The organism is Halanaerobium saccharolyticum (assembly GCF_004362045.1).
Taxonomy (GTDB): domain Bacteria; phylum Bacillota; class Halanaerobiia; order Halanaerobiales; family Halanaerobiaceae; genus Halanaerobium; species Halanaerobium saccharolyticum_C.
Window position 1 is genome coordinate 3060 of record NZ_SNWX01000045.1, and the last position, 8579, is coordinate 11638.

Here is an 8579-nt window from a genome sequence, read left to right on the forward strand (position 1 = left end):
CATATAACGTTCCGAGCATTTGCGACGTGGCTGTCCTGGTCTTTAGGTTGGCGCATCTCTTGCCTTTCCTCTGCATTTTCAGCTAAACAGCTGCAAGAGATGTGACAAAAGCCATGTCCCGAAGGGCACGGACGTTTTAATGTTAAATTTTATACCCAGTAGCGCCAATGGTCTGTTATACGCTGTAATGATTGGCTGCGTAAAAAGTTATCTCCTTCTTCAACTTACTGAATACTGATATTAACTCTTAACCAGCAGATAAGTTCATGAATTCTTTACTATATTACATCTTCACGAAGTGCGTGAAGATCGAACAGTGACTAATTTACTTTCTGATATATGCAAATATCTTTGTAGATTATAATCCGCCAAGTTCATTGTTAAAACCACTTGAAGCTTGCAATTATTATTTTCTTCATTTGCAGGAGTTAGTTCATCTCAGGTAGCGATGCCCCAACCCTTCTTTTATCATTTTCTCTTATTTGCTGATGTTTAATCATTATTGCGTATAACGTTCCGAGCATTTGCGACGTGGCTGTCCTGGTCTTTAGGTTGGCGCATCTCTTGCCTTTCCTCTGCATTTTCAGCTAAACAGCTGCAAGAGATGTGACAAAAGCCATGTCCCGAAGGGCACGGACGTTTTAATGTTAAATTTTATACCCAGTAGCGCCAATGGTCTGTTATACGCTGTAATGATTGGCTGCGTAAAAAGTTATCTCCTTCTTCAACTTACTGAATACTGATATTAACTCTTAACCAGCAGATAAGTTCATGAATTCTTTACTATATTACATCTTCACGAAGTGCGTGAAGATCGAACAGTGACTAATTTACTTTCTGATATATGCAAATATCTTTGTAGATTATAATCCGCCAAGTTCATTGTTAAAACCACTTGAAGCTTGCAATTATTATTTTCTTCATTTGCAGGAGTTAGTTCATCTCAGGTAGCGATGCCCCAACCCTTCTTTTATCATTTTCTCTTATTTGCTGATGTTTAATCATTATTGCGTATAACGTCCCTGGGATTTTGCGCTCGTGCCTGATTCCGCAGGAACTGGCGTAAAGCTTGCGTTTTCATATCCGTTATTGGTTAACCTGCAAGCTTTATGACAGAAGGCATGGCGCCAATCCCATGTTAGACGATCGTTGGTCGTTAAAATGGGCTTTCTATATCTCCATAGTTACTAAACCAGTTGTATATATTTTGGAGACTCTCTCTATAGATATCTGAATCTTTTTGTAGTAAGTGGCTACCATTTGGAAAAGTAACAAATTCATGATCTATTTCTTGATCTTCAAGTTTTTCATTTAGTTTTACTGCATGTTCTACTTCTATTTCTTTATCCTTTTCTCCATGTTGAATAAGTAGAGGAACATCAATTTCTTCAGACCAGTAATAAGGTGATTTACTAACAAATGCTTCTCTATTTTCTTCTGGAGTTCCTATTTTTTCTTTGATTGCTTCCTGAGCTCCCCAAATCGAATCATTATAATACTGAATTAAGTCTGTTGGAGCTCCTGTTACAGCGGCTGCTTTTATATTTACTCCTTCTATGTCTTCTTTTATGGCTTGGTAGGTTAATACTCCACCTTTTGAATTACCAAGCATAAAAATATTATTTTCGTCAGCATAAGGTAAGCTTTTAATTAAAGGAAATAGGTCTAAAAAATTCTTAGTATCTTCACCAATATACTTATCATTATTTACTAAAGTAGTATTAATATTATAATGCGGTGATATTAATATATAGTCTTCTGAAGCAAAAGAAGTTAACCAGAGCATTCCTGGCTCTTTTTGTTCATCTGATTCATTAGTACTTCTGGCAAATATAAAGACTGGATAATTACCTTCTTTTTTAGGCTTTATCATATAAGCTCCTGATTTTGTTCCTTGTGTAGAATATTTTAATTTTAAAAGATCAAAGTTTCTTATATTCTCAATCTCTTTCTCCCAGTATTCAGGAGACTTATCATATAATTTTTGTTCAATAAATGCTTGAACATCTATATTTTCTACATCCACAATTCTACCATTGTCATTGCTAAGTGCCTCAACGTTTTGTTGTAACATTGGATCGCTTTCTTGTAACATAAAAAAAGCGCCTATAATCAAAACAACCACTAAAGCAAAAACAATTTTCTTCATCTTATCTCTCCTCTATGAATTTTTTTGAGATAGTAAAAATTAATTGAATAAGTTAGTAATTTGATTCACATAATTTATTCAATATTACTTTAATTCTAGCAATATGTAAAATCACCTTCAAAATATTGGATATTTATTTTTAACTGTTTTTTGATCTTCTATGTTTCCAGTTAAAGATTTAAAAACATTTATATAAAATTAAAATATACTAAGTTAGATCAATGTCGTCTAACGTCCTGAGCATTTGCGACGTGGCTGTCCTTGCTCTCTAAGGTTGGCGCATCTCTTGCCTTTCCTCTTCATTTTTAGCTTAAACAACTGCAAGAGATGTGACAAAAGCCATGTCCCGAAGGGCGACGGCCGTTTTAAAGAAATATTTTAGACTAAGTCAGCGCCAATGCTCTGTTATATGCTGTAATAACTTGCCGCGTTAAAAACTATTCCCTACTTAAATTTACTGACTTCTGAAATTAACTTTTAACCAGCAAAAAAGTTCATAAATTCTGTACTATATTAAATCTTCACGAAGTGCGTGAAGATCGAACAGTGACTAATTTACTCTCTGATATATGTAAATAACTTTGTAAATTATAATCGCCCAAGTCTATTGTTAAAACCACTGAAAACTTACAATTACTATTTCCTTCATTTGCAGGAGTAAATCCATGCCAGTTAGCGATGATCCAACCCTATCTCTTCTCTCTTTTTACTGATGTTCAGTTATTATTGCATATAACGATACTGGGATTCGCGGTGTGCCCGGTGTCCACAGACCTGGTGCAAAGTTTGCCATCCTATCCGCAATTGTTTAATAGCAAGCTTTGTGCCAGAGGGCATGCCGCTAATCTCATGTTATATGACTGTTATAACAATATCGAATCTATTGCTTCTCATTTATCTTCAAAACTCCGAACCTCTATCTTCTTTTTTGCAACGGTCTTCCCGCAAAAAACCTTAACCATCAGTCGGAAGTTTTGAAGATAATGCTATGACCTCTCATAAAATTGATCATGCTCTCCATTTACGCACCCAGGTTCGTTAATACCCTGCAGTTTCTATATACTTTCCCCGGAGAAAGTATATTCACTTCATCCAGCGATAACCAAACCCTTTTTCTCGGTCTTATTAGCTGCAGTGAGATTGTTATAATGTCATATAACGTACCGAGTATTCCCGACGTGCTCGTGCCGTAGGCTTGGCGTGAATTTTGCTTGTTCTTTTGCAAAATTCATGACAAAGAGCATGTCCCGAAGGGTAGCCGTTTTTTGGCGTCACGGGAATACTCTGTTATCTGATGGATGAGGCCTTTTATGCTATATAATAATTTTTATTCTATTTTCATACCATATTTATTATTGTGATGCAAAAATGATTTTAATTTAGGATGTAATTTTACAATATTATTATCAATATATTCTTTAATAAAAGGTGCTACCCAGTATTGACTATCTTTAGGTGGTTCTATTCCAACATCCATACTATCTACATAATCAGTGGACATAATGAAATTAGGCTTAATTAATATTATAACTACTAAAAAGAATGAAGTCACAAAACTAATATCCTGCGTTATTTGTGAAATTGTATTTTTAATCTCATTTTTACTCAATAATTCTAAAATATTATGTCTTAAAAACTCTTTTCCATTGTTATGAGTAAAATCATTCAATCTTTGTCTAATCTCTTCCCAGTCAGAATGTAAATCATGTTTATTAATACATTCCTGAATTTCTTCATTACTTTTTATATAATTAAAATAATTATTAATAGACAATTTATTTTTATACTTACCTTTTGAAGCATCATTGTTAAACCAAGCATCTACGGCTTTATCATTGTTATCTTTTCTAGAACCATTCTTAATAACTGACATCGTGGAAAAAACAAGTTCAGTTAACTTATTAGCATCCATTTCTCCATCTGTAAATTCATTAATCTCATCATTCGTTAAACCTTCTCTATTATCAAGTACTTCAAGGATAAATAAATATAATAATAAATCATCACGATATTTTCTTACTAACACATTTGCATCAGAAAAACAACCACAATTACAACAATTTTGAATACTATTTAATGTATTTATAGCAGATCTTAGAAAGACAGTATTTAAAATATGTGTTTTGTTTTTTGTTAGACAAACTATAGGATTATTTGAAATTAACATAGAAAAATTGTCTATAAATTTTTTATGTAATTTAATTTTTTCTTTGAATTTTTTATAAACATCTAAATGTGAAAATTTACTATTTTTCATATTTTTATTCATTTTATATTCCTCTCATTTTTATTATTCTAAAAGTGAATATAAGTCAAGTAATCAATAATAAATTTGCCTCATCTTTCAGATAACGATTCTGGGATTCGCGGTGTGCCCGGTGTCTACAGACCTGGGGCAAAGTTTGCCATCATACTCGCAATTGTTTAATAGCAAACTTTGTGCCAGAGGGCATGCCGTTAATCCCATGTTATCTGTCTGTTATAGCAACATCGACTCTATTACTTCTCATTTATCTTCAAAACTCCGAACCTCTATCCTCTTTTTTGCCACGGTCTGCCAGCAAAAAACTTAACCACCAGTCGGAAGTTTTGAAGATAATGCGATAAACTCTCATAAAATTGATCATGGTTTTCTATTTCTTAGAGCATTTAGGTTCGTTAATACCTTGCAGTTTCTATTTCCCTACCCCGGAGAAAGTTAAAAAATATCATCCTGCGGTGCCCAAACCCTTTCTCTTGGTCTTATTAGCTGCAGTAACATTTGCTATAATGTCAGATAACGTCCCTGGGATTTCCGACGTGCCTGTGCCTTTAGGCCTGGCGGAAAGCTTGCTTTTATATTTCTTGATGCCTATGATTGCAAGCTTTGTGACAGAAGGCATGTCCCGAAGGGTAGGCTTGCTCTTTAGCCTAACGGCAATCCCATGTTATATGCTGTAATGATTTGCTGCGTAAAAGTTATCTACTTCTTCAACTTACTGAATACTTATATTAACTCTTAACCAGCAAAAAAGTTCATAAATTCTGTACTATATTAAATCTTCACGAAGTGCGTGAAGATCAAACAGTGACTAATTTACCTTCTGATATATGTAGAAATCTTTGTGAATTATAATCCTCCCAGTTCATTGTTAAAGCCACTGGAGACCTGCAATTATTATTTACTTCATTTGCAGGAGTTAATATATCTCAGTTAGCGGTGCCCCAACCCTTCTTTTATCTTTTCCCTTTTTTGTTGATGTTTAATCATTATTGCATATAACGTTACTGGGATTTGCGCTCGTGCCTGATTCCGTTAGGAACTGGCATAAAACTTGTTTTTCCATATCTGTGATTAGTTAACCTGCAAGCTTTATGACAGAAGGCATGGCGCTAATCCCATGTTATATGACGTACCACTTTTCAAGTTTTCATTTTATATTTATAAATCAAATTTCTGATTCTAATAAAGCGTTTAAATATTTGTCTTCATATTTTTTATTTAAATTATTTTTTATTATTTTTTTTAATTCATCTTTCGAGTCTCTTTCTAATAAGTCAACTAATCCATTTTTATTTAACATTCTTAGGTCTTCTATATTAAAACTTGTAAAATCAAAATTATCAGGGTTTAAACTATAATAAAAAATATTGTAATGTTTACTTTTAATCAAAAAATCTTCAAAAATATCATTTTCTATTTCTTTTAAAGAATTCTTAAAATCATCTGAAGAATAACCTTCCAAATTTAATATTATTATTTCTCTAACAAAATTTTCGCGTTCATCCTGTAGAGAAGTAGATTTACTTTCTACAAATTTGTTATTTATTTGATTAATAATTTTATTTTCATAATCATTATTTGTATTTATTAAATCCATTCTTAACATTAAAACATAAATATTAATTGAAAATTTACGTTTTAAATAATTATCTGCAGTATTTTTTATTTTGTTCTTTAGATCATCAACAATAATATTACTCAGGTGCAAAAGGGTTTCTAAACTTTTTTCATTATCTATGAATATATTTTCTTTAGTGATACAATCTAGAAGTTCTGCCTCATCCAATTCTTTTTTCAAATCTAATTTTTTTTCTGTTTTTAAATCGTATATATATGATAGAAAACTAATAACATAATTTCGTTTGTTAATATCAAAATAATGATTAGGAGTTATTAGATAATTTCTAATAAAAGTTTCAATGCTATCAGCAGTTACTTTTTCTGAATTTTTGTTTAAAATTTTAACAATTAGCGAATAAGTATCAGATGAATACCATTTAATTATTTCTTTTTTGGTTAAAATATCAGAAATCTTTTTGATATTAGCTTTATTTAAATCAATCTTTGTCAAAATTAATAAGAACTTGTCAATTAATTTATTTTTATGCCTTTTTATATTTGGATTAATATTTAAAAAGTGATTTATAAAATTATTAAATGATGCAATTAAAACTTTTAAATTATCTTTAGATACCACTAGTTGTTTTATATTATGTTCTACAAATAATGTAGATAATTCTTTAAAACTGATCTGGATCATACTAAATAAATCCACATAATTAAAATCATCTAAAATATTCTTTTTGCCACCTGGCAATAATAAATCATTTTGGACTTCATTTTTGTATGCATATAAAATTATATCAACATAATTTCTAAAAATATTTTTAGTTTCTGAAATACAATCAGCAATGTGTCCATTTATAAATATATGATTTAAAAATTCTCTAATTTCTATTTGAGCCTTTTCTATTTGAGAATATCCTCCTAAAGTAGATGAATCTTTATTTTCTTTTATTTTAAATAATAAATTATTTAAAGATGCATTATATTTTTTTAATAGTGAGTTATTAAAGATTTCACTATATAGATCAGTGTGCATATTATCAAAATAATTAAAGTATTCCTTTTTTAAATCTATGTTATTTGCTTCATTTTTGAAAGAAATAAAGCTTTTTTCTCTCCACAATATTAAGTTTAAATTAAATAAGCCCCATAAAATCAATTCAGGATTAGAAGATTTTTCAATAAAAATTTTTAATTCTTTTTTAGCTTTTGAAAAATCACTTTGCATATAATAACTATAAGAAATAAATAATTTATTACTAATTTCTTCTTTTTCTATTATATTATTTAATTTTACAAAATCATAAGTAATTAATAATTCAAATAATTTATTATTTATTTCTTGTTTTTTCTCTAATTCTTCTTTTTCTATATTAATTTTTTTAAAGTCAGTAATTCTTTTATTATTGATCTTTTCAATATTAGATTTTAATAAAAGACTTATATCAAAATCATATAATGTATCATTTTCTTCTACAGATTCTATAACTAACTCTTTTATTAAATATGGACTAGAGTCGTACTCCATATAAGAATTAAACCTTACATAAATTTTTTTGTTATTCTCTTTTATAATCTTTTTAATTTCTGAATCTGGTATATAATTCAAATCTTTAAAAAAACTTCCTCGTAATTCTGAATTTAATTCTTCTCTTTTTTCTATAAGTTTATCTAAAAAATTAGCCAATAATTTTCCTTTATCCTCTTTGTCATTTTTAGATAAGTTGTTTAAATAGTCCTGATTTATTTTAAGTTTTCTAATAAAAATTCTATTTACTAATTTATTGTTTTCATCTGAATATTTATTTCTAATATTATAATTTGATAAGTCAGCTAAATAAACTCTTCTAAAATCTTCCTTTAAAATTTCTTTTATCCAATCCATTATCAACTTTACATTAATATCATTTAAAGAATAACCTATAAATAAAATTGTATTTGTAGTGAAAAGACTTTTTATAAAAGTTGTTATTAAAGGAAATCTATCTTCATAATTATCATAATCTTCTTTTTTTAATACAACATTTTTATTTTCTAGATCACCATGCATTTTTATAATCATTTCATTAAGTTGAGAATGGGCTAGATCTTCTTCTTTCGAAATAACATCATATCTTTTTTTAGGGTTATTCAATCTATTCTCTATTAATTTATCATAATTTGTTGTAATAATATAATTTGGAGAAAGTTTATTTAAATAATCATGGATTTTATTATGATTAAGTTTTTTTCCAAATGCTTTATTTAAAATCTCATAATATTTAATTTTACCAAATTTATCGTAAAATATTTGGGGAATCAATAATGTTTCTTCAGGTGTATAATTATCCTTAGAATCAATCTTTAAATAATCAGAAAATTTATCAATTAAACCAGTCCAACTAGGCAACCCAGAATTCATAGATACACCAGCACCTACAAATATTACTAGTTTATCTCTTTTAGACTCTTCAGCTAGAAATTTAATATATTCATTAATCATTATTTCACCTTCTAAAATATATTTCGTTACGTCAAATCTAATAGTTTTTTTAAAAATATTAATAGTTATCATGGTTGTCAGGTTAGAAATCTGCATTAAATGCAGGAATCCCTCCCCCT

Annotated in this window: 3 protein-coding genes; all 3 read right to left on the bottom strand. The window is 29.3% G+C overall.

Annotated features, from left to right (window positions below):
- Positions 1-1156 precede the first annotated feature (1156 nt).
- The gene (locus DFR79_RS15430; RefSeq protein ID WP_133516359.1) at positions 1157-2149 is read right to left on the bottom strand and encodes an alpha/beta hydrolase family protein; all 993 of its coding nucleotides are present in this window, start codon (positions 2147-2149) and stop codon (positions 1157-1159) included.
- Positions 2150-3476: 1327 nt separating this feature from the next.
- Positions 3477-4418: a hypothetical protein gene (locus DFR79_RS15435; RefSeq protein WP_133516360.1), complete on the bottom strand. Its 942-nt coding sequence runs from the start codon at positions 4416-4418 to the stop codon at positions 3477-3479.
- A 1159-nt stretch (positions 4419-5577) separates the two neighbouring features.
- Positions 5578-8556 carry an SIR2 family protein gene (locus tag DFR79_RS15440; protein ID WP_133516361.1) on the bottom strand — a complete coding sequence of 993 codons (2979 nt, stop codon included), beginning with the start codon at positions 8554-8556 and terminating at the stop codon, positions 5578-5580.
- Between the last annotated feature and the right edge of the window lie 23 nt (positions 8557-8579).

Excerpts from the sequence above, each read along its gene's own strand:
- DFR79_RS15430 (WP_133516359.1), bottom strand. The coding sequence starts at position 2,149 with ATGAAGAAAATTGTTTTTGCTTTAGTGGTTGTTTTGATTATAGGCGCT.
- DFR79_RS15435 (WP_133516360.1), bottom strand. The coding sequence starts at position 4,418 with ATGAATAAAAATATGAAAAATAGTAAATTTTCACATTTAGATGTTTAT.
- DFR79_RS15440 (WP_133516361.1), bottom strand. The coding sequence starts at position 8,556 with ATGCAGATTTCTAACCTGACAACCATGATAACTATTAATATTTTTAAA.